We start from the raw sequence: 24,793 nt of genomic DNA on the forward strand, positions 1-24,793 counted from the left end.
AACTTTAGTATTTCTCCATCTGCTCCACGTTCAGTACAAAAATCGTACTTCCGCCTACCTGCACATTGATCGGAACGGACGGTGCTGCGCTCATGCTGCTCTGTCCTGAGATCAATGCCGGGTTTGCATAAGTGATCGTCTTTCTTTCGCCAGAATTCTTCTTGATGATCTTCAGTGCCTCTGCTACCTTCTCATCATCCACTACAACCATGATCGTGGTGCTCTTTTTCTTCAGAAATCCACCGGTTGTAGCCAGCTTTGTTACCATGTATCCGGCAATATTCAGTTCCTCTATCGTCTCCAGTTCATCATCCTTATGCAGGATCGCCATAATCATCTTCATACAAAAACCCTCCTGTCTTATCTGGCTTTTGATGCCAGATCCCTTTTTCTTTTATTTTACCGCATTTACCTGGAAAGGTAAACGAAAATGTTGCATTTTAAAAGATTAATATAAACTTAATATAAATTTTTGATTATCTTTTCATATCTTCTTAAATGTCCGCAAAGCCTTATTTTATCAGCTTTACGGGCATTTCTCTTTTCGGCTGATACTTCCAAACAGCTACGTTTCATCACGTTTTCTCACGGTCAATCGTGGTAAATATCGTGGTAAAACTTTAAGCTATCATGCTTCTTAATTCTGCCTTGACGTTCTCTATGGACGCATGGGCGTACAGGTTCAGCGTGATACTGATGTTTGCATGTCCCATGATATACTGTAAACTCTTAGGGTTCATGTTCCTGTTCGCAAGTCTGGTACAGAACGTATGACGCAGGATATGGGGCGTTATCTTTGGTAAGCTGTCCTCATGGCTCTTGTTATATTTCTTTCTCAGATTAGCGAAAGTAGAAGTATAATAGGCATTCGTCATAGGAAAGCCTTTCCCGTTCAGAAAGAGGAAACCACTGTACCCGTCTATCTCTGTCGGCTCTGCCTTTGCCTTGTTTGCCATGACACGCTCAAATGCCTGTTTCACTTCCTCACTCATGGGAACATCACGCACACCGCTTTTTGTCTTTGGTGTTTCGATATAATAGCCCGTTTCCTTGCTGGATAATAGCTGGTGGTCTACATGGATAACGCCGTTTTCAAAGTCTATATCCTGCCTTGTCAGTCCGCACAGTTCCGAGATACGAAGCCCTGTCTTTAACAGTATTACGATTGCGTCATAATACTTTTTATATACCCTGTCCCTGCTGGCAAAGGACAAGAGCCTTTCTTCCTGTTCCTCGGTCAATGCCTGCCGTGGTGTCCTGTCGTCCTCTATGACCTCATTCAGCTTGAAATCAAAGGGGTTCTTCCTCACGAGGTCGTCCGCTATGGCAATGCGGAATGACGCATTTAACGAGCGTTTATAATTGCTTATGGTCTGATAAGCATAGCCCTTGTCTTTCATGCGTAACGCCCATTCCTTAGCGTCTGAAAGGCGTATGCTGTCAATGCTCCTAGCCCCCAGTATATCGCCCTCTAATGTCCGCATGAGCTTTTTCCTGCCCTGTCTTGTGCTTTCCTTTACGTTGGCTCTCTGGGCGTTCTGTTTGGCGTATAGCTGGCACAGCGTCATTTTTCCGCCTGTTGTGTCGATACCGTCCTGTAAATCCCTTTGTATCTCCGTTTCTAATTCCCTTAGGGATTTCCCGTCCCTCTTGCCTTTAGGTACGAGGTCTGTCGGCACAAGTTTCCATGAATAGGCATACCTTGTCTTTCCTGCCTTGTCCACATATTTGTATAAGTATCTTCCGTCTGCTCGCTGGCTCTCTCCTGTCTTTAAGAGGCGACCTTTACTGTCCCGTCTTTTTTCCGACATTTCTTATCTGCTCCTTTCGTAAGAAAGAGCCTTGATATGACTTACTGAAATAATATCACATACAAGGCTCTTTTGCATTAGATTGCGTCTGTTTTATCCATAAATTTCTCAAACTGTTTTTTCTTAATCAAGATACGGTTGCCGTTCATCACATACCAGTCGCCGTGTCGGTTTTCTTCTACCAATCGGCGTAGCTTGTTCTGTCCGATTGTGAAGTATCTTGACGCTTCCTCAATGGTAAGGGTGTATTTTTCCCATACAGGAATATCAATCTTTTCGTTCATCATGCCACCCCCCTACCTGTTCTTTGTGTCATACTGGACGTAGGGTATCAATTCTGTCCTGTCTATCCGCTGTAAATGGGCGGTCAGCTTGCTGGAAAGGGAAGTGCTGTACCTTGCCTTATCTACCATATCCCCGACACGTTCCAGCCCACCTAAAGCGTCATGGGATTCGAGGAAGTAAAAGCCTTTGACAGCGGATATGACACCACCCTCTGTAAGCCACTGTTGCGTTTCTTCAAGGGAATTATGCGGTGTGGGTACATGGAGTTTTAAAAGTTCCACAGCCCCTAAAAAGCGTTGCCAGAAACGGCACGTTTTCCACCTGCTCTTGTTGCTCTCATTCCTGTTTGCTACGACAAAACGCAGGTTGTCCGCCAGCAGTCCGAAAGCCAGTTCCCCAATCTCCAGCGGTCTTGCCTGAAATGCCATAGCAAAGGCATGAGCCTTTTCATCACGCAGTTGCATTTCCGTCCGTTTCCAACTCCCGACTTCATCAAGCGTCCTGTTGTATTTGCCGCACACTTCCTTGTCCTTGTCATAAAAGCGGTAGGAAAGCCCCGATTTTCCAGCCCCGATATAGACGGTCTTTGCGGTGTCAAAATCATCAAACTTGCTCTCGTCAAAATGGTAGCCCTCACTGTTGGCGATAAATTCCTCTTTTTCACATTTCTTCTTTATCTGCTCTATGGTAAAGAACGGCGTTTCGTTCCTGTCGTCAATGGCAACGTCCAGCCTTGTGAAATGGTAGTTTCCAGCCCCATATCTCCTTTCACAGCGTCCGAACATATCCCCAAAGGTCAAGCCGTTGTTATCGAGGATACGGAAAATATCATCACACCCCCTGCCTGTCATCACGAGATAACAGCCCAGCCCTTGTGGGTTGTCCTCTGTCTTTTTTGCGTCGCCCGATACATAAATATCTCCGATTTCCCAACGCGCCTGATACGTCTTAAATTTGACCGTTGCAGGATAGACATTAAAAATATCGGTCGGCAAGCATAAAATGTGCCGTATCACATCTTCTGCCGTTGCCGTATCAAAGACAATGCTGATGTAATCAATCTTGACGGATAAATTTTCATGTGTTGCGATAGTGCATTACTCCTTTCGTACTCCCCGTTTTTTTGCGGGGTAAAAATCGTGTTTTGTCCTTTATTTATCACAGTTTCTAGGTACTATGACATGTATGCGCAGGGCGGTGTTACATATACGCCCTGTACGGAACGCCTACGGCGTTCCTTTTCTTCCTGCACCAGCCCCGTTCTTAACGCTCACGAGCCTTTGGGAGGCTCGTGGCTAAACGGGGCAGGCACAGGAAGAAACACCGTTTTCGGTCGGATAGTCCATGCCTATTCATGCTATCAAAGCGAAAATAACTCTTTTCTATGCCTACTCAAGCGTGTGATTGACCTCATTGTGCTTAATCACTATATCCTCCATGATAATAACGCCGTTAGAATTACTTGTCAAGAACTTTTTCTTGACTTTTTCGGCTATAATAAGTATGATAGGCTTATAAAGGAACGAAAAAGCCGGGAAAGGAAAAGATATAAGAAGTTATGGAGCATGACACAAAGAAAATAAATTTTTTAGGGGAGAACATACAGACCATAAGAAAACACAGGAAAATGAAACAGCAGGAGCTTGCGGACGCCATCGGTATCAATATGCAGAGCCTTTCTAAGATTGAACGAGGGGTAAACTATCCCACCTTTGACACGCTGGAAAAGATAATGGACGTACTGGAAGTAACACCGAATGAATTGTTGTCGGGAGAATGGAAGTTTGTCCAACAGGCGGAAAAAGAGGTATGCAAGTTTTTACGGACGGAAGAACGCCTAAATGCAGAACTGAAACACGGACACTATGATAACTTCTTTGACAGTGAAGAAGAATGGCTAGAGTATGAGTTGGAGCAGTTGCGGAAATACATCACAGACTATATCAAGGGAGAGGACATACAAGCGTCCGACCTTTACCCTATCAAAACATTTATCCAGCACTTGAAATTTCAGAAAGTATTAGACCGTTATGATGATTTATACAGCATGGATATGTTCGGGGAAAGCACAGACGGACACAAGTACGGTACACCTTATCAGGTTGTAAAGAGGATAAATCCCAACTCAAAAGAAGATATGGAGCTGTTGCGGGAAGTCTTAAAGGACAGCCATTTTGACAACGGGGACGAGTAGCCTTTTTCCTCTTGCAAAAAGATACAGCAAACAAAAAGCCCAGATCAAGAGTGCAAGCACCACTTCTAAAGAAGTGGCAGGCTCTTGACAGGGCTTTTTCTTTTCTGTTTATGGCAGACAAGAGAAAAAAGGATAGCTATATTGTATAGTTTCTCTAATAATTTTAGAGCAATGAATTTATCACAGGTACTTCGTCTTTTCATTGTAAAAGTACAATCGTGGAAAGCACTAATATTGGCACTTTGATTTTGTGCATTATGCACAAAATATGATAGCAACAAAGAGGTCATATATAAAATAGAAACAAAAATAACTTGACATTTAATGAAATATATGTTATGTTGAGGTTAGTAAAAACAGTACGTGACATAAAACTATCAAAAAGTAAAAAAGAGAAAGGAGGTTTATCGAATGAGAGCAAAGAAGTTGAGAACGAAAGTAGTTGGTCTTGTAGCAGCAGTTATGGTTGTCGGCGCTCCACTTACAGCGTGGGCTATTGATGTAGCGGGTGGAGATTTGTACTACAATGGAGGGCAAACAGACACCATTGTATATTCCGAAATTGGGCGTAAAGCAGGTATTAGTCGCAACTACATGGTAAAGGCAACTGTAAAGGTCGGCGGAGATACATATACCAGTGGATTCAAGTCAAACTACGCTTACAAAGATGCAAAGAGAGTTTGGTGGGCGAACGAAACATCTTATTATGATTATTATCCATATTAAGTAAAATAGTTCAAACACCTAGGGCGGGGCTATTTGTCCCGCCCTATTTTATACATTTCTTCAAAGAAAGGGGCGTATGTTATGAAAAAATTTTTAAAGATTTTTATTTTCCTTGAAGTCATACTCTTTGCATATATTTTTAATACTTCTATTTACAACATTTATGAAAAGAATAACATTGCTACTGAGAATTTAAAAGGGTATGTTTTAGAAGAAACATCGCCAGAAATTCTCGACAAATTTTATACAATATTTACAGAAGAATATTCTCAAAATAAATTAGAACTCATTAACAATACGCTCACTTCCACAGATAAATCTGTTTATGATTTATATTGCTATCCATTAAATGAGTTTACACAAAAACAGCCTATATCTTCCTCTATTTTGTTTCAATATCATGAATTGCAAAAGGAAGATTTTTTAGATAGTGTTGGTGTATTCTATACAGATTTACCAGCTAACGCAATTAAAGAGATAGCTTCTCAACTGTCCGTCGCAATAAATAACTTTGAAAATGACGCTATTCCGTATAGTATGGTATTAGAATTGAATCTTCTGAATTTTGTAATCTTATTTATTGTACTTCAAATCATATACTGTATTTATACGTCTTATAGTTTGAAAAAAATAGGTATTAAAAAAAGCATGGGCTTTTCTACTATACATATTTTAAAGGAGCAAATTACCAGTGTAATAAAATATTTTGCTGTAATATGTTTAGTATTACTGTTCTTGCTAAATTTATATTACGCATTAACAAACAGATATGATTTTTCTTATTTAGCAACAAGTGTACTGTTCTTTATTGGTGTTTTAGCTATAAATATACTTTGTGTTTTAATTACAAGTATTTTAATTAAGTTTGTTTCTTTAGAGGCAATGATAAAAAATAAGACTTTAAATAGCGGCACAAATATTGTAGTTCAGGCTATAAAAATAATTTTTTCGGTAATAATCGCTATCACTATTATTTCATTGCTGAATCAGGGGAACTCATTTAGACAAAGCCAACAAGCTGTTTTAGATTATAAGTATCTGGACGGATATTATACCGCTAATGGTTTTAATTCATCGGAGTATGATTATGCGTTAGCAAACACAGACATATTAGAAAAATATTCTGAACAAACATTAGAGATGTATAATCATAACCATTCACTACTATGTGATTTTAGGACAGACGGTGGTTTGCAGACATCACGCCCCTATTATGAACAACAGCTTGTTATTGCAAATAGAAATTATCTGAATGAATTTTCAAATATCCAGCTCAGTGGAAAACCATTGGGAGAAGATATATTTAGTGAACCAACAGTATTAGTTCCACATAAATATAAGAATGATGAAAATTCTATTAGCGAATATATTAAGCAAGAATATTTCCGATTGATGAATTACAATCAATTTTATGGAATACCGGGAGAAGAAAAAACTATTGATAAATTTAATGTTGTTTATATAGACGATGATTCTACGATAAAAGTCAATACAGAAAATGGTTTTTCGGATATGGCTAATCCTGTTATCATTGTTGATACGGGCAATTTTGCAGGACTTTACTATTTGGATTCTTTAAATACAAGGTGTTTATTTTTTCAAATGGAGTCAAGAGAAGATTTTTCTTCTTTGTTATCAGAATATGATTTAGAGCAATTAGTTACAGCTGGAACATTACTTACACCTTATTTAATGCAACTTGAAAATGTGACATTCGTTCTTAAAACACTCACTATGTTTACGATTGTCTTTATAGTGTCTTTACTGTTTATTTTGTATATTTCAAATTATGTGGACATTTTTGTAAATCGAAAGAGATATGCGGCAAAAGAGATTTTAGGATTCTCTCATTTTAGGACACTGAAAAATCGGTATATTTTTTGGGGAATCGAAATAATTATATCAGGCGTATTAACTGCTATAAATTATTATTTTGCTTGCCTTTTTGCGATTATACTTATTGACTACATATTCTGCGAATTGCTTTATAGAATTTATATCTCAAACGCTTTATATGAGATTGAAAAGGGGGCATAAGTATGTCATTGATTACATTAAAGAACGTCAAAAAAGAATATGGGAAAAATCAGGTTCTATTTGAAAATTTATCTTTAGAAATAGAAAAAGGCGAATTTGTGGGGCTTGTAGGGAAAAGCGGGGCAGGTAAAACGACACTTTTAAATATAATAGGATTGATTACTGATATATCCGAGGGAATAATCACTATTGATAGTCATAAAAATTTGTCCATGAACGGTAAAAATGCTATGATTTTGAGAAGATATACAATAGGCTATCTATTTCAAAATTATGGACTAATAGAAGATGAAAGCGTGTTGTGGAATTTAAAATTAGCTCTTGAATATAAAAAAGTAAAAAAAGAAGAAAAACTGAAACTAATCAATAAGTATTTAAAGCAATTTGAGCTAAGTGACATGCTTAACAAAAAAGTATATCAGTTAAGCGGTGGAGAGCAACAGCGAATTGCAATTATTAAATTGATTTTGCAAGGAAGTCAGATTATATTAGCTGATGAACCAACTTCTGGACTTGATAAAGAGAACGAATTGATAGTGATGAAACTTTTGAAAGAATTAAATGAAAAGGGCATTACTATAATCATGGTCACTCACAACATGAATTTGTGCGATTGTTTTTCCAGAGTTATAAATGTAGAAAACTTTAGATAGTTTGTTAAAGGGAGATACGCGGTTTTATTATACGTGCAATCTCCCTTTATATTTCGTCATATCAAGACTCATATTCAATTATGGTAAATTCGTGGTAAAACACTTATTTTTTCAAGTGATGAACAGCCCTTAAATGCTGTATTTATGCGGATAATCGGATTTTCTATATCAAGTTTAGTTGAAATCCAAAACGAACTTTAACTTTGTGCATTACCTGTTACAATAATCTTCTTCAATCCTGCCATCCAGTATCCGGATCACCCGGTGTGCCTGACTGGCAATCTCTTCATCATGTGTGATGATAATAACCGTTCTGCCTGACCTGTGCAGTTCTTTCAGGATTTCCATGATCTCCTGTGTTGATTTTGTATCCAGATTGCCGGTCGGTTCATCGGCAAGAATGATCGGCGGTTTTGCGGCAACCGCTCTTGCCACCGCAACTCTCTGCTGCTGTCCTCCGGACATTTCATTCGGCTTATGCTTCATCCGGTCTTCCAGACCGACACTTTTCAGGGCTTCCATCGCAAGTTGCTTTCTCTCATTTTTTGACACCCCGCGGTATACCAGCGGAAGCTCTACGTTTCCAACTGCATCCAGATTACTGATCAGGTTGAATCCCTGGAAAATGAAACCGATCTCTTTATTCCGCACATCTGCAAGCTGATTATCTGTCATACTCGCCACATCCTGCCCGTCCAGAACATACTTGCCGGAAGTCGGTGTATCCAGACAGCCGAGCATATTCATCAGCGTTGATTTTCCCGATCCTGAATGTCCCACAATCGCAACCAGGTCTCCTTTTTCGATATCCAGATCGATCCCGTCAAGTGCACGGACTTCATTCTCACCCGGATTGTAGATTTTCTTCATATTTTCTATATGAATCAATGCCCCCATAAATGTTCTCCTTTTCTTTTCGCTCTACTTTACGTTCCTGTTTTCAATATACCTTATTTTGAATCCAATCACAATGCTATCCTCCTGGCATCATGAATTCTTAAGAATTTCCATTGAAAACATCTTTAAATTTCCTTCTTTATAAAAAAAATCAATTATACATCTCGTTTAAAAACACTTATGATAAAACTATCATTTCTAAAAAAGGAGATCTGAAAATGACCAATTTAAAATTACCGGAAGATTTTGAAACCTATCCGGAAGCAAGAAAGAATGCTTTTCTGAAAATGAAAGAGCTGAAGGAGTCCGGGCGCAGAATTGTCGGAGTTTTCTGTACCTACACCCCATGGGAACTGATTGAAGCTGCAGACGCAGCTGCAGTTGTACTTTGCGGGATCGGAGATGACAATATCCCGATTGCAGAGACCAGACTGCCACAGAACCTTTGTCCTCTGATCAAGGCAAGCTACGGTGCCGCCCTCGCTGACCGCTGTCCATTCTTCTATTTTTCGGACATGGTGCTCGCAGAGACAACCTGCGATGGAAAAAAGAAAATGTATGAACTGATGTCCGAGCTTAAGCACTGCCATATTATGCAGCTTCCGCCAGGAAAAACAGGCCGCGGTGCGCTGGAATTCTGGAAACAGGAGGTAATCAGCGTCAAAGAAGATCTGGAGGATTTCTATCACATAAGGATCACAGATGAGCAAATCCGCAAAGCAATCCATCTTCGCAACCGGGAACGCAAGGCCGTCCTTGACTTCTTTGAGATTGGACGCTTAAAACCGACTCCGATTACCGGTTATGAGATCAATACGGTTATTTCCTCGAACGAATTCACGGTTGATCTGGAAGAAAAAATCAAATACCTGGAACACCGTACCGCTGAGCTTAAAGAGCTTTATGAAAAGGAATATAAAGGCAAACCATCCCGTCCGAGAGTTCTCATTACCGGATGTCCGACCACCGGCGTGATCGACAAAATTGTACGCCAGATTGAAGAACTCGGAGCAGATGTTGTCGGCTTTGAGAACTGTTGCGGTCCACGTGAGAAAAAAGATCCAATTGATGAGACAAAGGATCCAATCACTGCAATCGCCGAAAAATATCTTCGTGTAAACTGTTCGGTCATGAGTCCGAACCCGGGACGTCTCGAGGCGCTTGATGCCCAGATTGATGAATATCAGGTAGATGGTGTCGTTGAGGTCCTTCTGCAGGCATGTCATACCTTTGCCATTGAGTCCGATGCGATCCGCACCTTTGTCACCAAAGAAAAAGGACTTCCGTATATTGCGATCAATACAGACTATTCTTCTGGTGACCAGGCACAGATCAATACAAGACTCGGGGCATTTATCGAAATGCTCGGTTAAAAGAAAATCCGGTGATCTTTCCTTCGATCACCGGATTTTCTTTTTCTCTTTTTGGCAGAATCATTTAAGCTTCTCCTTTTCCTTCAACAAGGCTGTTCAGCTTCTTGTTAGCCAGGAAGATAAGTGCTGTAAATACTAACATAATGACTGTGATTCCAACAAATACAGGGAACACATCAAATTTTTCAATAAATGCCTGTACAAACGGGCTTAACTTGTTCGCCCCAAATGTAGAAATTGCGATAACTCCCATCAAAAGTGAGAGATATTTCTTCGGCGCATACTTACTTACAAATGCATTACGCAGCGGTGAGAAACACATCTCTCCGATTGTAATAACCGTTACAAACAGGAATGGCCAGAAAACGCTTGCTTTTACAGAAGCATCTGTGCCAACTCCGCGAACCAGTTCACATACAACCATTACTCCAAACGCAAGTCCTACAAAAAGGAAGCCAAGTGCTACTTTCTTAAACATATTCATATCGCCCTGCGGACGCTCTGCAAGTTTCTTCCAGATGGCTGCCATCACACCACCAAGAACGACACACAAAAGTCCGTTCCATGTAGTAGTAACCCATGACGGCGGAATGTCAAAAGAGCCAATACTCATCTTCACATAATCGGTCATATAAATGACAAGCGCAAGATCCTGCTGATAGTAGAACAGCCAGAAGATAACGGAGAGTGCCGATACAAGGATGATCGCTATCATACGGTTTCTTTCCAATTTTGTAAGCGGCTGCTTGTCGTTCTTCCCATCGTCTTTCTTTTCGGTAGACCCGATCACATTTCCATTCTCATCCGTAAGATACTTGAATGGTTTCACACCCTGTCCCTGAAGATTTTTCCAGTTCAGCACAAACCATGCCAGACCAACGATGCACCAGATCGATGCCACAAAGAAGCACTGACGGAATCCAAGCACATCGCCTTTTTTGAATAAGTGGAGATACAAAAATCCGGTAAGCAGTGAACCTACGAAAGCTCCAACATTTACATAAGAATACTGAATGGAAAATGCAGCATCCAGAAGCTCTTTGTTCTGATATTGTCTTCCGATCAGAGCGTTTAAGTTTCCTTTGAAAAGACCGGTTCCAATCGATACAAGAATGATCATCAGATTGACCATTCCCGGACCTGTTGCCTTCCAGCCTACCAGATATCCGATTGCCATGATAATATATCCCAGAGAGATCGCATATCTCGCTCCCAGCCATCTATCAGAGATAATTCCTCCGATCAGCGGTGCCATGTAGGTGTACGCTGTCAGATTCGCTGCCATTACTGCCGCATCTGTTCGCTCAATACCAAGACCACCCTGCAAAGTTGCAGTGATCAGGAATAACAGCAAGATTGGCTTTGCTCCGTAAAATGCCAGGCGTTCAAACATAAACGTGATACAACAGGCATAAAAGCCTTTTGGATGTTTTTCATTAGTCTGTGCTTTTCCCATTACTTTTTATTTCCTTTCTTTTTTTGGCGACTGTCGACAATCGTCATTTTTTATAAATAATATAACATAACAGCATCACTTTTTCAATACAACTCATATCTTACACTCTTTTTTTGTTATAATTCAACAAAACACAGCAAAAAAAGATGTGGAATATTACTATCCACATCTCTTCATTATTAATATTTATCCATTTACTATCTAAACTGTAACCTTTCCTCTCTGTATCCTAGACAAGAAAATCAAATGAAAATCTGGAATCCTCTTCCGACAATCCCTGCTCTTTCAAAAGCCTTCGGATCGTTCTCATGTAATGTTCGGAAAGAACCTGACAGATCTTCTCCTTGTTCTTTTCCCTGCAGGCATCCACCAGTTCTTTATGAATCGGATACTGTCTTTCTACCACACGCTTTTTATCCGTGCTCAGGCTGAAGCCCGTAACAATATTTCCATAATTCAGCTCTTTCCATGCTTTATAGAGCCTTGTCATACCAGTCATCTCTACAAGCAGTCCATGCATCTGGTTATCATAGACAAAAACCTGGTCAAACTGCTCTTCATCCAGTTTTTTCATTTTTTCCAGCACTTCTTCCATCCGGCAAATGGTATCCTCCGGAACGTTTCCGCCCATCAGCTTCACTGCCATGGTTTCGTAATTCGCCCGCATAAGGTAAATTTCAAATGATTCTTCCAGTGTAATTTCTTTTACAGAGCATCCTGCATTTCTTACATATTCTATAAGTTCTTCATTTTCCAGCTGTCTAAGTGCCTCACGAATCGGAGCCCTGCTCGTCTTAAATTCCTTTGCCAGATCCTGTTCCACAATCTTCTGTCCCGGCTCCAGCTCCTGGTAAATGATCCTCTTCCGGATAATATCTGCAATATTTTCTCTTAGTGTTCGATATATTAATTCTGCCATTCCTTTTACCCAACCTTGTTACTCATTCTCTGCCATTTCTGTGATCTGACACCATAATTATTATAACAGGACATTTTCTTTCCTGTCTATAAAAAATTAGAATGCACTCTGAATTTTATTTTTCTATCGTTCCTCGAAATACGCCTTCTTCCAGATTCAGAAAAACTTGCAGAGAGTTCTTCCTGAACTCCATGCAAATACTTCTTTAAACAATTTCAAACACACCATCGCCTGCTGCCTTGATATGACAGCTGTAAAATTCTTTGGATGCCTCGATCAGATAACCGGTATCCTTTACACCGGAAGTCTCATAAGCCGAATGCATTGCGAGCTGCGGAAGTCCGATATCCACGGTATTCATGGATACCTGCGCCATTGCAATATTTCCCAGTGTACTTCCACCTGCCGCATCCGAACGGTTGGCAAAAAACTGCACCGGTACACCTGCCTTTTCACAGATTGCCTTGAAAATCGCAATACTTACTGCATCACTGGTATATTTCTGACCGGCATGAGATTTGATCACGATTCCTTCGTTCATATAGTTACAGTTATTTACATCCGTCTTCTGCTGATAATTCGGGTGTACTGCATGTGCATTATCACAGCTCAGCATAAAACTTCCGGCAACTGCACGATAGAAATCTTCCTCATCTTTTCCCAGTGCCTTGTTGATCCGACAAAGCACATCCGACAACAGTGTCGATGCTGCTCCCTGCTTGGTTCCTGATCCAACTTCTTCATTGTCAAAGCAGGCAAATACATTGATATTCTTTTCATTTTCTCCTGTTAGGAAACCATTCAGTGACGCAAACGCACACTGCAGATCATCCAGCTGTGGGCAGGATAAGAATTCCTTCTCTCTTCCCCATACAGATGGCTCCATCCGGTTATACAGGAACAGATCCATACCATAAATCTTCTCTTCTTCTACACCAAGCTCTTCTGCGATCAGTTTTTTCATCTCACCTGGTTCTTTTGCCGATCCGGCAAAAACCGGAAGCATGTCTACCTGTTTGTTGATCGCACGACCTTCATTGACTGCGCGGTCCATATGGATTGCAAGGCTTGGAATCATCAGAAGATCTCTTTCTACCTTGACCAGTCTGGTCTCCATTCCACTGTCCGTCTTTACAATTACGCGCCCTGCTACCGATAACGGACGGTCAAACCAGGTAGAGCAGATCATTCCGCCATAGCCTTCTGTATTCAGAACGGTGTATTTTTTCTTCACCTCTATCTCTGCATTCTCTTTGATCTTAAAGGTCGGTGAGTCACTGTGGGACGCAGTTACATGAAAGCTGTACTCATCCAGTTGGTTTCCGACTTTAAATGCAAGAATGCTGGAATGGTTGCGGGTCACATAATATTTTCCGCCTTTTTCTATTTTCCATTTTTCCGACTCTTTCAGCTCCTGAAATCCTTCTTTTGTAAGAATATCCCGGATTGATTTTACTGCATGGAAAGCAGTCGGCGAGTTCTTTATAAATGATGTGAGTTCTTTAATTGTCTGGTTATCCATAATGTTCCTCCTGGCATTTCAGCCCTTTATTTTCCAGATTCTTTTGCACGTTCACGTTCGGCAAGCTTCGGCATGATAATTCCAAGTGCAGTCAGCACTACCGGTGTGATCACATTCATTGCAAAGGTAAATGGATCTTTGTTATACATTCCCATTATACAACAGATCAGTGTCACAAATAAACACCATCCTCCGAAGAAGTATGCGATCTTCTGATTTTTCACAAAACGGTATTCTGCCGGAATCCGGTCATATGCCTTACGAAGCGCAATGTAAGCCACAAATACCCAGGTATAACGAAGCGGCATACATACGGAATTCAGCCTGGTAAGCTGCTGGAGAACCGCTGCTGCTCCCGGAAGGAAGGTCTGCACTACGATGATTGCCCCTGCAAGCACCAAAACCAGTTTAATACCATTGGAATACGCACCATATTTATTCTTTTTACGAAGCCCTGAAGGAATATACTGTGCCGTTTTTTCGTTATCCAGAAGCATACGCAGCGGTGCATCGATACTCAGGATCAGAATTGAAAACTGTCCGATCAGGTTACAGAGTGCATAGATGATCAGGAAAGTATCTCCAATGTGATAGTACTCACCCAGTTTCTGGAATGCCCAGTAAGAACCATTTGCCGCATAAGAATTAAAAGATTCTTCACTGGCGTTAATTACCACCGGGTCAAACATTCTTCCCATCGCGATCGTTCCCAGCATTGCGCATACCAGTACCATAGCAGTCATTGCAATGATTCCTTTCGGGAAGCCTTTGCTTGGATTTTCTACTTTATTTACATAAGGCGAAATTTTTTCACATCCTCCGACTGCAAATACAAGGATTGAAAGCGATGAAAAATATCCGATATTAAAGTTCGGAATCAGATTCTTCAGGCTGAAATCAATCGTTACATAGTCTGCGCCCGGATTGATCGCCGGTGCTGCAAGCATCATGATAATATATAAAATCGACATTACAAACATACTGGTCCCGGCAAGAGAAAGCAGCTTTTTCAGCGGATTCATTCCTTTACTCGCAATGAAACATCCGATCAGGAATACCCCCAGTGTTGCCATCTGTACGCCAATCGTCGGGAATGTATCATAAGTCTCTGCGTTACGGAATACTGCCCAGCTGAGGGCTTTCAGGCTTCCGCTTCCTTTGCTGGCAATGTACGTAATATGGCATGCCCAGTAGGTCCAGCCTGCATAATAGGCTACCTTCGGACCTATTGTATCGTAAACCCATGAGTTTACACCGCCACCGCTGTTTTTAAAAGCCGATCCCAGTTCCCCAACCATCAGTGAATACGGAATAAAATACAGCACAAACATCATAACCCAGCTTAGTATTACCTGAATTCCGTTAAAATAGATGAATCCGTTCAATACATTTCCAAATCCCCATACTGTTGAAAATGCCATAAATGCCAGCGTCACCACTGTGATTTTCTTATTATCAGACATAATTTTACCTCTCTCGTATTTTCATACATTTCCTTTAATTCTATTAAATTTCCCTTTATTCTGCAAACTGTCTAATGATGTCTTTTACAATAAGGACTGCTTTATCCATTCCTTCTACTGTGATATGCTCAAATACGCCATGGAATGCATGTCCGCCCGTTCCAAGATTCGGACACGGAAGTCCTTTGAAGCTGAGTCTTGCGCCATCTGTTCCCCCACGGACCGGTGACACGATTGGTGTAATACCTGCATGCTCAATCGCTGCTTTTGCGTAATCGATCAACTGCATGCACGGTTCAATCTTTTCGCGCATGTTGTAATAAGATTCCACAATCTCAACTTCCACTTTTCCTTCGCCGTACTTTTTATTCATCTCTTCTGCGATATCACGAAGTTTCTGTGCTCTTGCGTCAAAAGATCTGCGATCAAAATCACGGATAAAATATTTCATCTTAGTCGTTGTCACATTTCCCTGCACGCTGACCAGATGATAGAATCCTTCATATCCTTCGGTTGTCTCCGGTCTTTCATTTACCGGAAGCATCTGGTGGATCTCGGTCGCAATGGTCTGTGAATTAACCATCACGTCTTTTGCTGATCCCGTATGTACGCTGACACCGTGAATGGTGATAAATGCAGTAGATGCATTGAAGTTCTCGAATTGAATCTCGCCTTCCTCATCACCGTCCAAAGTGTAAGCATAGTCAGCACCAAAACCTTCTACATCAAAATGCTTTGCTCCTCTTGCAATCTCTTCATCCGGTGTAAATCCGATGCAGATCTTTCCATGCGGAAGTCCTTCTTTGATGATCTCTTCTGCCACGGTAAGAATCTCTGCGATTCCCGCCTTGTCATCTGCCCCAAGAAGTGTGGTTCCGTCAGTTGTAATAAGAGTTCTGCCCTTTAATTCTGCAAGGTACGGGAACTCATCTACTTTCAGAATATCTCCGGAACCTTTCAGGACAACGTCCTTCCCGTCATAATTCTCAATGATCTGTGGCTTTATATTTTCCCCTGATGCATCTGCCACAGTGTCCATATGCGCAACCAGACCAAGCGACGGCTTGTCTTCGCATCCAGGAGTTGCAGGGATGTGTCCATATACATATCCCTTGTCGTCCACTCTTGCATCTGCGATTCCAAGACCTTTCATCTCTTCTACAAGCATTCTTGCCAGTACCAGCTCTCTGTCTGCTGACGGGACAGTATCGCTTGTCTCATCACTGGTTGTCCATACCGGAACGTAGTTTAAAAATCTTTCGTAAGCTCTCATATTGTTAGGTTCTCCTTTGCTTTTCTTAGTTTCATTTTATTACATAAATTGTCGGATGTACATTGGCGAATGTCGACAATTTATGGGGTTTTATTTTGTTCAATATTTTCTTGTTCTTTAGTAAAATAACTACAACATCAGTTCGTGGTAAACTTCGCCGTATAGGTTTTTCCATTTCGCGATACCGTCTTCCAGGATCATGTAGCTGTGGGCGCTGTTTTCTTTTGGGATGGAAACGGAACCTGGGTTGAGGTAGAGGTTCTCATTTCCGAATGGTTCCCAGGCCGGTACGTGGGTGTGACCGTGGAGGAGAATATCTCCTGGCTGCATTGGGATTGGGGTCATGACGTTATGATGGTGTCCGTGAGTGGCGTAAATAATCCTGTTGCCGCACGGGATCACTGCATAATCTGCCATGATCGGAAAATCCAGTACCATCTGGTCTACCTCTGTGTCACAGTTTCCACGTACACAGAATAATTTCTCTTTGACTTCATTTAACATTTTAATTACCTTTTTGGGTTCGTATTCCAGCGGAAGATCATTTCTTGGTCCATGATACAGGATGTCGCCCAGAAGTAACAGTCTGTCCGGACATTCTTTTTTCATCGCATCCAGCATTTCCAGACAATAATATGCGGATCCGTGAATATCTGATGCAATCATTAGTTTCATAACGTTCGTCTCCTTTTCTTCTATCTTTTTGGTAAATATTTCTGTTTCTGTAAATCTTTCATAATTATAAATAGGGGGATTGCGTAGCAATGGAAATGGAGCAATCTGGTATCATCATAAATATTCTGCCGTGACAGATTTCTCACTATTTTTCATCTCAGACGGTGTACCGGCAAACAGCAGTCTTCCTCCGGCATCTCCGCCTTCTGGTCCTAATTCTACCACATAATCAGCGGATTTGATAAATTCTATATTATGTTCGATAACAAAAATGGAATTCCCTTCATCCACCATCTGGTTCAGAAGCTTTAACAGACTCCGGACATTCTTGATATGCAATCCGTTTGTCGGCTCATCAAGAATGAAAATACGGTCTTTACTTCCGAGATAGGAAGCAAACTTCATTCGCTGCAACTCTCCGCCGGATAAAGTAGAAAGTGCCTGATTCAGGTGCAGATAAGAAAGTCCTACTTTTTCCAGAGGCTCCAGCGCTTCGCTGATCTTTGTCCCCCTGAAGAATTCCCCTGCCTGTGCAACAGTCAAATCCATCACTTCCGCAATATCCTTTCCATCTACTTCGTATTGCAGAACTTCTTTTGAATACCGAAGTCCTTTACACACATCACAGGTCGTCTCGATGTCATCCATAAATGCCATATCCGATACGATCACTCCTTTTCCCTTACATGCCGGACACTTTCCTGCGCCGTTAAAAGAAAACAAAGATGCCTTCTGACCGCACCGCTTTGCAAATATTTTCCGGATTTCATCTGCGACTCCCAGATAGGTCGCCGGAGTGGATCTGAGACTTGCGCCTGCAGCGCGCTGGCTTACAAACACTACATCCTCTCCCATACTGCGGTAAAAGCTTTCCATCAGAGAACTTTTTCCGGATCCGGCAACACCAGCAATCACAACCAGATTTCCTATTGGAAATTCGATAGTAATGTCCTTCAGATTGTGAAGATGGATATGCTCCATCCGCCATATTCCTTTCGCTTCCCTTGCCTTTGCTTTTAGAGAAGTAGTAAGCCGCATCTCTTCTCCGGTCGGCGTATCACTCTTTAAAAGTTCCTTATAACTGCCTTCAAATAAAACTCTTCCACCGGCCATTCCCGGTTCCGGACCCATTTCCACAATGTGATCGGCCATCTCGATCATTTTCCGGTGATGCTCCACCAGAACAACCGTATTTCCACCATCTCTCAATTTTTCCAGTGCACGGCGCATCCGCTCAATATCATGATTATGAAGCCCTGCACTCGGTTCATCCAGAATATACAACAAATCAGAAAGCGAGGAATTCAGGCATTTTGCAATCTTGCATCTCTGGATCTCTCCACCAGATAAAGTAGATAACCCTCTGTCCAGAGACAGATATCCCAGTCCGATATCTATAAGTGCAGACAGTTTGGTATGCAGTGTATCCTGAATATCTTTTGCAAGCGGATCTTCTATTTGGTCAATCCACGCACGCAGCTCGGATAATGGAAGTTTTATTACATCTGCAATATTTTTCCCGTCAATTTTGCAGGACAACACCTTCTGATTCAATCTTGCCCCATTACACTCCGGACAAACTCCATGACTGGTGATCGGATCCAATAACTCCCTGTGAAGTTTTCCTTCTTCCGAATTTAGGACACTGCGATACATCCGATGCACAAGACCTTCATATTTCGCAGTTTTCGGCCAGCCTTCTGGCGGGTTTTTAAGACGTATCTGCGGTGAATATAAAAACTGTTCCAGTTCTTCTTCGGAATAGTCTTTAATCTTCTTGTCCAGATCAAACAATCCGCTGTTTGCATAACGGATCCATCTCCACTGCCCCGGCTCAAATGCCACATAATGGATCACTCCGGCATCATTCAGACATTTATCAAAATCTACCAGCTTGTGTACATCCAGATCTGTCACTTCCCCAAGTCCGTTACACCGCAGGCAGCATCCCTGTGGATGATTGAAAGAAAAACTGTCCGAATAACCGACAAAAGGCTGTCCCACTCTTGAAAATAAAAGTCTGAGAAGTGCGTAGGTATCCGTATAGGTCCCAACTATTGATCGCTGATTCGGAGCCGGCTTTTTCTGATTGATCACAATTGCTGCCGGAAGATTCTCGATCCGTTCCACATGCGGTCTTCCGTATTTTGGAAGATACTGCTGTACAAAGCTTGGAAAAGTATCGTTTAACTCCCTGCGCGACTGCGCCGCAAGAGTATCCAGAACCAGCGAAGATTTCCCGGAACCTGATACTCCGGTAAATACTGTGATCTGATGCTTTGGTATCCGGATAGATACATTTTTCAGGTTATTCTCCGTCGCATGGTGAACAATAATCTCATTTGCTTCCATATATTTATATTCCTCTGTTTTACTCTTTCTACAGTAATTTCTGTATTTCTTATTGTATCTTTATCAAAAAAGAAAGTAAATAGCAAGTTTTGGTTGACTTTAGCGTGGTAGATTGATAATATAGTGACGTGACATTTTTTGAAATTATATGAGGAGAGATTATTATGAAAAAAATAACAGCACTTGCACTTACTTCAGCAATGGTATTATCCCTTGCAGCATGCGGAGGTTCTTCCTCTGACACCAAGAAATCCGACAGCTCAAAAAGCTCATCTAAAAGTGATATAGAATATGTTCAGGATAAAGGAACTCTTGTAGTCGGAATCACCGATTTTGAGCCAATGGATTACAAAAATGATAAGGATGAATGGATTGGTTTTGATGCCGACATGGCAAAAGCATTTGCAAAAAGCCTTGGCGTAGATGCCGAATTTGTAGAGATTGACTGGGACAATAAAGTCATGGAACTTGACGGAAAGACAATCGACTGTGTATGGAATGGTATGACACTGATAGATGAGGTTACAAGCGCAATGGCTTGCACAGCCGCTTACTGCAACAATGCACAGGTTGTCGTTGTTCCTTCTGATAAAGCAGACAAATATCAGGACAAAGACAGTCTGAAGGATCTTTCTTTTGCAGTTGAATCCGGAAGTGCCGGAGAAGAAGCTGTAAACGGAGAAGGATATGACTACACTGCGGTTTCTTCACAGTCTGATGCCCTGATGGAAGTTGCAGCCGGAACCTCTGATGCAGCAGTCATCGACCTTCTGATGGCCGGTGCCATGGTCGGAAAAGGTACCGGATACGAAAATCTGACTCATACAGTTGAGCTTACTACCGAAAAATATGGAGTTGGATTCCGCAAAGGTTCCGACCTTGCAGACAAACTGAACGAATTCTTCAAGACAAGCTACAATGATGGTTCTATGAAGAAATGCGCTGAAACCTATGGGGTTCAGGATGCCATTATTGAGCAGAAATAATATTTAAGGCAGGAACTTTTTATGGATCTGATTATGAAACAAATGCCGGTCGTAGTGTCCGCACTGAATGTCGGCTTTTTACAAACTTTAAAATTATTTATTGTGACGCTGGTCGGCGCCCTTCCTCTCGGACTGGTCATTGCCTTTGGCTCCATGTCTCATTTTAAGCCTCTTAGCTGGCTTGCGAGACTGATCGTCTGGGTGATCCGTGGTACCCCGCTGATGATCCAGCTTCTGATCATCTACTATTTCCCCGGGCTGGTCTTACATAACCCGATCTGGGGTGGTGGTGAAACAGGACGATTCCTTGCAGCAGCCGTATCTTTTATCATCAATTACGCCTGTTATTTTTCAGAAATCTACCGCGGTGGAATCCAGGGTGTTCCGGAAGGTCAGAAAGAAGCCGGTCTTGTACTTGGCATGACAAAGCATCAGATCTTTTTCAAGATCACACTCCTTCAGATGATCAAACGCATTGTACCACCGATGTCAAATGAGATCATCACCCTGGTAAAAGATACTTCTCTTGCACGTATTATCGCGCTGCAGGAGATCATCTGGGCAGGACAGGCATTTATGAAAGGCTCACATGGCATCTCCGGTGCTATCTGGCCGCTGTTCTTTACCGCTGTTTATTATCTTATTTTCAATGGTATCCTGACCGTTCTTCTCGGACGCCTTGAAAAGAAACTGGAATATTTCAGATAAGGAGAATTCAAATTTATGCCAATCTTAGAAGTAGAACATATCAGTAAATCTTTTAATAAAACTCCTGTCTTAAAAGACGTTGGATTTAACCTGGAAAAAGGACAGGCTGTTTCCATCATCGGATCTTCCGGAAGTGGAAAGACAACGCTTCTCCGTTGCCTGAACTTTCTGGAACATCCGGATAACGGAATTATCCGGGTAAATGGCGAAACACTTTTTGATGCCTCTGTCCCGGCAACCACTCAGGAATCCGTGATTCGTAAAAAACGACTGCATTTTGGTCTGGTGTTCCAGAACTTTAATCTGTTTCCGCAGTATACCGCTCTGGAAAATGTAATGCTTGCCAAAAAACTTCTCGCCGCAGAGCAGCCGGATTTTAAAGAAAGAAAACGTGAAATCCTGACCGCCATCGAGGTACAGGCAAAGGTTCTTCTGACACAGATGGGGTTGGATAACCGGATGGACAATTATCCGCATCAGCTTTCCGGCGGACAATGCCAGCGAGTTGCTATTGCAAGGGCACTTGCCCTGCAACCGGACATCCTCTGTTTTGATGAACCGACTTCTGCACTGGATCCGGAACTGACCGGAGAAGTATTAAAAGTTATCCGCGAGCTTGCCGACCAGAATACGACGATGATCATTGTAACCCATGAGATGGCATTTGCACGCGACGTTGCCGATCATGTGATCTTTATGGACGACGGACGCATCGTTGAACAGGGTGATCCGCGTCAGGTGTTTGAAAATCCAAGTGAAGAGAGAACAAAACAGTTTCTTTCGCGTTTTCATGAAGGATAACATGCATTTTTACCGAACCTCATTTTCATTGACTTTCCCTCTGCCGCACCTTATACTTAAAAGTAATGACTTAAGAAACGGGGGAAATATTCTATGTCAAAATCTTCAGCCAAACTGATGACCGAAGGCTCCATCTGGAAGCGTATCGTTGCTTTTGCGATCCCGCTTTTTTGGGGAAACCTTTTTCAGCAGCTATATAACACCGCCGACTCTCTGATCGTTGGAAATTTTCTTGGAAGCTCTGCGCTTGCCGCTGTCAGCTCTTCCGGTAATCTGATCTTTCTTATGGTCGGTCTTTTTAATGGAATCGCCATCGGATCCGGTGTCATCGTCGCCAAATATTACGGTGCCAGAGACATTCCGAATCTGCAAAAATCCATCCATACAACCGTTGGCTTCGGACTGATCTGCGGCGTGATCCTTACCATCGTCGGTATCATTGCCGCACCACAGATCCTGGTACTTATGGGAACACCGGAGGCGGTACTTCCAAACTCGATTACTTATTTCCGGATCTACTTTACCGGCTCACTTGCCTTTGTCATGTACAACTTCTTTGTCGGCATTCTGCAGTCCGTCGGTGACAGTACCCATCCTCTGATCTACTTAATCGTTTCTTCGGTAACGAATATCATTCTTGACCTTGTACTGATCGCAGGTCTTGGATTTGGTGTAGGTGCTGCCGCTTTTGCAACTGTCATTTCACAGTTTTTAAGTGCTATCCTCTGTATGGTGCAGCTGCTTCGCAGTCCGGAGGAGTTTCGGCTTCATCTGAACCGGATCAATCTGGATTCCTATATGCTCCGCCAGATCATTTCTTATGGTCTGCCAGCAGGACTCCAGAACTCGATCATTTCCCTGGCAAATGTATTCGTCCAGGCAAATATCAACCAGTTTGGGGAAATGGCGGTTGCCGGATGTGGGGCTTATATGAAGATCCAGGGATTTGGGTTCCTTCCGATCACCTGTTTTGCTCTGGCACTTACTACTTTTATCAGTCAGAATCTGGGAGCAAAAGAATATGACCGTGCTAAAAAGGGCGCTGTATTCGGTGTGATCTGCTCTCTTACGATCTCTGAGCTGATCGGTATCTGCGTGCATTTTACCGCTCCACAGCTTCTGTCTGCTTTCAGTTCCACCGCAGAGGTTATCCACTACGGAGCCATGCAGGCACACACGGACACCTTTTTCTACTTCCTGCTTGCTTTTTCACACTGTATGGCAGGAATCATGCGCGGAGCCGGTAAATCCACAGTCCCGATGTATGTTATGCTGGTATGCTGGTGTCTGATCCGCGTTTCTTATATCGTGATCATTTTAAAATTCATCCCGTCCATTCAGATGATCTTCTGGGCTTACCCGATGACCTGGGCGCTCAGTTCCATTGCTTTTCTGATTTATTTCCTAAAGTCAGACTGGATACACGGACTGGAAAGATAAATTCCACAAATTTATACTTGACTCATCGTATACAAAAAACCATTACAGGATCTGATGAAATCACATCTCTCCTGCAATGGTTTTCTTTTATCCTAACCCACATACAGTTTCTCACTGCTGTATCCGTTTTATTTCCATTATTCATCCATTCATATTTCCGTTTCGTCAAGAATACGGAAATGTTTCCTGTCTACTTCGATCAGCCTATCTTTCTGCATCTTCCCAAGCTCATTTGACATCGCAGACCTGTCTACATTCAGATAATCTGCAAGCTGCTGCCGGTTGAACGGGATATCAAATTCTTTCTTCCCGTTTTCCATAGCCTGATAAGACAAATACGACAGCAGTCTTCCCCGGATCGATTTTGATGAAATATGAAAAATCCGTTTCGACAGACGGAGATTCTTCTCTGCGGAAAGCTTCAGCAGATTTTCAATTAACGTATGATGAAACACACACGAATTGGAACAGACTTTCAATATCCTTCCCACATCAAGAAACAAAATTCTTGCCTCTTCTGCCGCAACTACATTGACCATCAGCTTCTGCCCCGGAATCGCTGCATATGTTTCTGCAAAAATCTCGCATCTTCCGGCCCGGTCCAGAATGCTGTGATTCCCCCAGATATCATCATTCTCAATGAACACGCTGCCGGAAAGAACCACGCCCATTGAAGTAACCTCATCCCCGGCATGGTAAATGATTTCATCTTTTTTATAAGTCTTTTCTACCGGATTCAGACAGTTCAGCATCTGTCTGGCGTCCTCCTTCGTGACGCCCCGGAAAATTGCTGCCTCCTCAAATATGCCCATTTTCTGCTACTCCTCAATTCTCAATGCATTTCTGTCCGCTTTTTAACCAAATCAAAAAGCAAAACAAATTACGAATATCCACCTGACTTTATTTCCCAAAGTTATTTTTTTCGTTTCTTTCTCTGATATATTCTGCTTAGTCCATCCTCTGTCTCCTTTTGCAATCTTGTTTTTATAGCCTTTTTCGTCTTAGTATGTGCCCGAATTGCTCCATTATTATATAATTCATACTTTTGATGCTTACATCATCTTACTATATTTTTGCAAAATCGGCAAATCTGTACTGTTTATCTCTGCCAGATAAAACAACATTCTCTATAGACATTCATTCAATAAGATTTTTAAACTCAATCATTTCCAACCTATACAAAAAACGGAGAACAAGATTTTTCAAAGTTGTACATGACTTG

At 41.9% G+C, this 24,793-nt stretch carries 22 protein-coding genes; 9 read left to right on the top strand and 13 right to left on the bottom strand.

The window, feature by feature from the left end; all coding sequences use genetic code 11:
* Nucleotides 1–4 precede the first annotated feature (4 nt).
* From PGW42_RS02615 to PGW42_RS02630, 4 genes are all read right to left on the bottom strand, one after another.
* Nucleotides 5–343, bottom strand: coding sequence for a cyclic-di-AMP receptor (locus PGW42_RS02615; RefSeq protein WP_008371815.1), 339 nt, complete (start codon nt 341–343; stop codon nt 5–7).
* 277 nt (nt 344–620) lie between these two features.
* On the bottom strand, nt 621–1,811 hold the full coding sequence (locus PGW42_RS02620; protein WP_101629279.1) for a site-specific integrase: 1,191 nt from the start codon (nt 1,809–1,811) through the stop codon (nt 621–623).
* Between the two features lie 77 nt (nt 1,812–1,888).
* Complete coding sequence (locus PGW42_RS02625; RefSeq protein ID WP_101629282.1) at nt 1,889–2,095, bottom strand: excisionase; 207 nt, start codon at nt 2,093–2,095, stop codon at nt 1,889–1,891.
* A 12-nt stretch (nt 2,096–2,107) separates the two neighbouring features.
* Nucleotides 2,108–3,157 (bottom strand): replication initiation factor domain-containing protein, encoded by a 1,050-nt coding sequence (locus PGW42_RS02630; protein WP_257963366.1) that lies wholly within the window; start codon nt 3,155–3,157, stop codon nt 2,108–2,110.
* A gap of 566 nt (nt 3,158–3,723) precedes the next feature.
* Here PGW42_RS02630 and PGW42_RS02635 point away from each other — a divergent pair.
* From PGW42_RS02635 to PGW42_RS02650, 4 genes are all read left to right on the top strand, one after another.
* Nucleotides 3,724–4,290, top strand: coding sequence for a helix-turn-helix domain-containing protein (locus PGW42_RS02635; protein WP_412659886.1), 567 nt, complete (start codon nt 3,724–3,726; stop codon nt 4,288–4,290).
* Between the two features lie 411 nt (nt 4,291–4,701).
* The gene (locus tag PGW42_RS02640) at nt 4,702–5,016 is read left to right on the top strand and encodes a hypothetical protein (protein WP_009243730.1); all 315 of its coding nucleotides are present in this window, start codon (nt 4,702–4,704) and stop codon (nt 5,014–5,016) included.
* 81 nt (nt 5,017–5,097) lie between these two features.
* A complete protein-coding gene (locus PGW42_RS02645) occupies nt 5,098–7,053 on the top strand; it encodes a hypothetical protein (RefSeq protein WP_101629281.1) in 1,956 nt (651 codons plus the stop codon).
* A 2-nt stretch (nt 7,054–7,055) separates the two neighbouring features.
* The gene (locus PGW42_RS02650; RefSeq protein WP_161172319.1) at nt 7,056–7,706 is read left to right on the top strand and encodes an ATP-binding cassette domain-containing protein; all 651 of its coding nucleotides are present in this window, start codon (nt 7,056–7,058) and stop codon (nt 7,704–7,706) included.
* A 210-nt stretch (nt 7,707–7,916) separates the two neighbouring features.
* On the opposite strand, the gene PGW42_RS02655 is transcribed toward PGW42_RS02650, so the two are convergent.
* Nucleotides 7,917–8,603, bottom strand: a complete 687-nt coding sequence (locus PGW42_RS02655) for an ABC transporter ATP-binding protein (RefSeq protein ID WP_270202818.1) — start codon at nt 8,601–8,603, stop codon at nt 7,917–7,919.
* A 218-nt stretch (nt 8,604–8,821) separates the two neighbouring features.
* On the opposite strand from PGW42_RS02655, the gene PGW42_RS02660 reads away from it, so the two are divergent.
* Nucleotides 8,822–9,976, top strand: coding sequence for a double-cubane-cluster-containing anaerobic reductase (locus PGW42_RS02660; RefSeq protein WP_055246529.1), 1,155 nt, complete (start codon nt 8,822–8,824; stop codon nt 9,974–9,976).
* Between the two features lie 64 nt (nt 9,977–10,040).
* Here the strand turns inward: PGW42_RS02660 and PGW42_RS02665 are convergent, their stop codons facing one another.
* From PGW42_RS02665 to PGW42_RS02695, 7 genes are all read right to left on the bottom strand, one after another.
* A complete protein-coding gene (locus PGW42_RS02665; protein ID WP_270202819.1) occupies nt 10,041–11,432 on the bottom strand; it encodes a peptide MFS transporter in 1,392 nt (463 codons plus the stop codon).
* A gap of 229 nt (nt 11,433–11,661) precedes the next feature.
* Nucleotides 11,662–12,351 carry a GntR family transcriptional regulator gene (locus PGW42_RS02670; RefSeq protein WP_270202820.1) on the bottom strand — a complete coding sequence of 230 codons (690 nt, stop codon included), beginning with the start codon at nt 12,349–12,351 and terminating at the stop codon, nt 11,662–11,664.
* Between the two features lie 205 nt (nt 12,352–12,556).
* Nucleotides 12,557–13,873 (bottom strand): M18 family aminopeptidase, encoded by a 1,317-nt coding sequence (locus tag PGW42_RS02675; protein ID WP_270202821.1) that lies wholly within the window; start codon nt 13,871–13,873, stop codon nt 12,557–12,559.
* Between the two features lie 26 nt (nt 13,874–13,899).
* Complete coding sequence (locus PGW42_RS02680) at nt 13,900–15,336, bottom strand: APC family permease (protein ID WP_270202822.1); 1,437 nt, start codon at nt 15,334–15,336, stop codon at nt 13,900–13,902.
* A gap of 55 nt (nt 15,337–15,391) precedes the next feature.
* On the bottom strand, nt 15,392–16,609 hold the full coding sequence (gene pepT, locus PGW42_RS02685; RefSeq protein WP_055157951.1) for a peptidase T: 1,218 nt from the start codon (nt 16,607–16,609) through the stop codon (nt 15,392–15,394).
* A 129-nt stretch (nt 16,610–16,738) separates the two neighbouring features.
* Nucleotides 16,739–17,284: a phosphodiesterase gene (yfcE, locus tag PGW42_RS02690; protein ID WP_117834413.1), complete on the bottom strand. Its 546-nt coding sequence runs from the start codon at nt 17,282–17,284 to the stop codon at nt 16,739–16,741.
* A 114-nt stretch (nt 17,285–17,398) separates the two neighbouring features.
* On the bottom strand, nt 17,399–19,636 hold the full coding sequence (locus PGW42_RS02695; protein ID WP_270202823.1) for an excinuclease ABC subunit UvrA: 2,238 nt from the start codon (nt 19,634–19,636) through the stop codon (nt 17,399–17,401).
* A gap of 164 nt (nt 19,637–19,800) precedes the next feature.
* On the opposite strand from PGW42_RS02695, the gene PGW42_RS02700 reads away from it, so the two are divergent.
* The 4 genes from PGW42_RS02700 to PGW42_RS02715 all read left to right on the top strand — a co-directional run bounded on the left by PGW42_RS02700 (nt 19,801) and on the right by PGW42_RS02715 (nt 23,571).
* Entirely contained in the window at nt 19,801–20,622 is an 822-nt protein-coding gene (locus PGW42_RS02700; RefSeq protein WP_270202824.1) for a transporter substrate-binding domain-containing protein, read from the top strand.
* Nucleotides 20,623–20,643: 21 nt separating this feature from the next.
* Nucleotides 20,644–21,330, top strand: a complete 687-nt coding sequence (locus PGW42_RS02705; protein WP_055246525.1) for an amino acid ABC transporter permease — start codon at nt 20,644–20,646, stop codon at nt 21,328–21,330.
* Nucleotides 21,331–21,345: 15 nt separating this feature from the next.
* Nucleotides 21,346–22,131: an amino acid ABC transporter ATP-binding protein gene (locus tag PGW42_RS02710; protein ID WP_022220749.1), complete on the top strand. Its 786-nt coding sequence runs from the start codon at nt 21,346–21,348 to the stop codon at nt 22,129–22,131.
* Between the two features lie 93 nt (nt 22,132–22,224).
* Nucleotides 22,225–23,571, top strand: a complete 1,347-nt coding sequence (locus PGW42_RS02715) for an MATE family efflux transporter (protein ID WP_270202825.1) — start codon at nt 22,225–22,227, stop codon at nt 23,569–23,571.
* A 149-nt stretch (nt 23,572–23,720) separates the two neighbouring features.
* Here PGW42_RS02715 and PGW42_RS02720 read toward each other — a convergent pair whose 3' ends face one another.
* Nucleotides 23,721–24,383: a Crp/Fnr family transcriptional regulator gene (locus PGW42_RS02720; protein ID WP_270202826.1), complete on the bottom strand. Its 663-nt coding sequence runs from the start codon at nt 24,381–24,383 to the stop codon at nt 23,721–23,723.
* Between the last annotated feature and the right edge of the window lie 410 nt (nt 24,384–24,793).

The sequence above is a fragment of the Coprococcus sp. TM115-187 genome, assembly GCF_027679115.1.
In the GTDB taxonomy this organism is placed as follows: Bacteria; Bacillota; Clostridia; order Lachnospirales; family Lachnospiraceae; genus Allocoprococcus; species Allocoprococcus comes.